This window comes from Streptacidiphilus fuscans, from assembly GCF_015690355.1.
Taxonomy (GTDB): Bacteria; Actinomycetota; Actinomycetes; order Streptomycetales; family Streptomycetaceae; genus Streptacidiphilus; species Streptacidiphilus fuscans.
In genome coordinates, this window is the sequence record NZ_JADPRT010000035.1 from 1 (window position 1) to 1,486 (window position 1,486).

1 protein-coding gene is annotated in these 1,486 nt (G+C 65.6%); it reads right to left on the bottom strand.

The window, feature by feature from the left end; all coding sequences use genetic code 11:
• Positions 1-49: 49 nt before the first annotated feature.
• Positions 50-1,255, bottom strand: coding sequence for an IS110 family RNA-guided transposase (locus tag I2501_RS38710; RefSeq protein ID WP_456243086.1), 1,206 nt, complete (start codon positions 1,253-1,255; stop codon positions 50-52).
• Positions 1,256-1,486 lie beyond the last annotated feature (231 nt).

The following is a 1,486-nucleotide window of genomic DNA, read 5'->3' on the forward strand; positions in this document are numbered from 1 at the left end:
GATTCCCAATGAAGGTGTCAAGCCCGATTAGTGACTGACTGTGAGCGTGTCAGCTCAGTCTGATGGGGTTGCCTGGCGGGGTGATCTCGAAGGTACGGCCGTCGCGCATGAGGGCCCACAGGACGTTTAGGCGGCGTCGAGCGAGGGCGATGACGGCCTGCTTATGGGACTTGTTCTCGGCTCTCTTGCGGTCGTAGTAGGCCTTCGAGGTGGGGCAACATCGGGAGGCGACCTGCGCGGACATGTAGAAGACACGGAGCAGTCGACGGCAGTAGCGGCGGGGTCGGCGCATGTTGCCGCTGATGCGTCCTGAGTCCTTCGGGACCGGGGCCAGGCCGGCGACCCCGGCGAGACGGTCGGGGCTACCGAAGACGCTCATGTCTCCGCCGGTATGGGCGATGAACTCGGCACCCAGGACGCTGCCTATGCCGGGCATGCTCAAGATGACCTCGGCATGCGGGTGCTCGCGAAACCGGCACTCGATCAGGGCGTCAGTTTCAGCGATCTCTTCATCAAGGGCGGTCACCTCCCTCGCCAGCCTGGCCACCAAGACGGCGGCCAGCTTCTCCCCGGGAACGGCAGTGTGCTGGGCCTGGGCAGCCTCGACCGCGGTGGCTGCGACGAGCCGGGAGTTGCGGACTTTCCGGTTCTTCAGCCACTCCGCCAGGCGGTTCGTGCCGATCCGACGCAGGGCGGCCGGGGTTTGGTAGCCGGCCAGCAGCACCAGCGAGGCCTTTGAGCTGCTGTAATCGAAGGCCCGCTCCAAAGCCGGAAAGTACTCCAGCATCTGGGCCCGCAGCCGGTTAATCGCTCTCGTGCGGTCGGCCGCCAGGTCCAGGCGGCGCGAGGTGAGGATTCGCAGGTCCACGGCGATGTCGTCGCCGCGGTGCATCGTCTGGAGGTCGCGGCGCATGCGGGCCTGGTCGGCGATGACGAACGCGTCCTTCGCGTCAGTCTTCCCGTCACCCCGATAGGAACCGGATGCGTGGTGGACGGTGCGGCCGGGGATGTAGAGGACCTTCTGCCCGTTGTCGGTCAGCAGCGCGATCATCAGCGCGGCTCCACCGGAGTTGAGGTCGATTGCCCACGTCACCAGCTCGCCCTCACTCAGCGCGAGGACGTCGGCGATCAGTTTGAGCAGCGAAGCCTCGTCGTTGGCCACTCGCTGCGACAGTCTGCGCTGGCCGTCCGAGTCGAGCACCATGCAGTGATGCTCGGCCTTGCCCGCGTCCATTCCGGCCCACAGTTGGGGCACGGCCACCTCCGAAGTCGGTCCTGTACCGGTCCCAGCAGACGACCTCGCCAGCGTGTCCTTACCAAGCGATCGTGTCGCGCGCATCCCAATCAGTGGCCGAGTCGTCGCGGGGCACCGGGCGGCCAATCAGTAGAAGCCACTTCTACGGCATGAACTTGACAGCCACACCCGATGCCCCTGGGCCTCCCGATCCTACGAGTGACCGGAATCAACCCATCAACAACGTAAGGA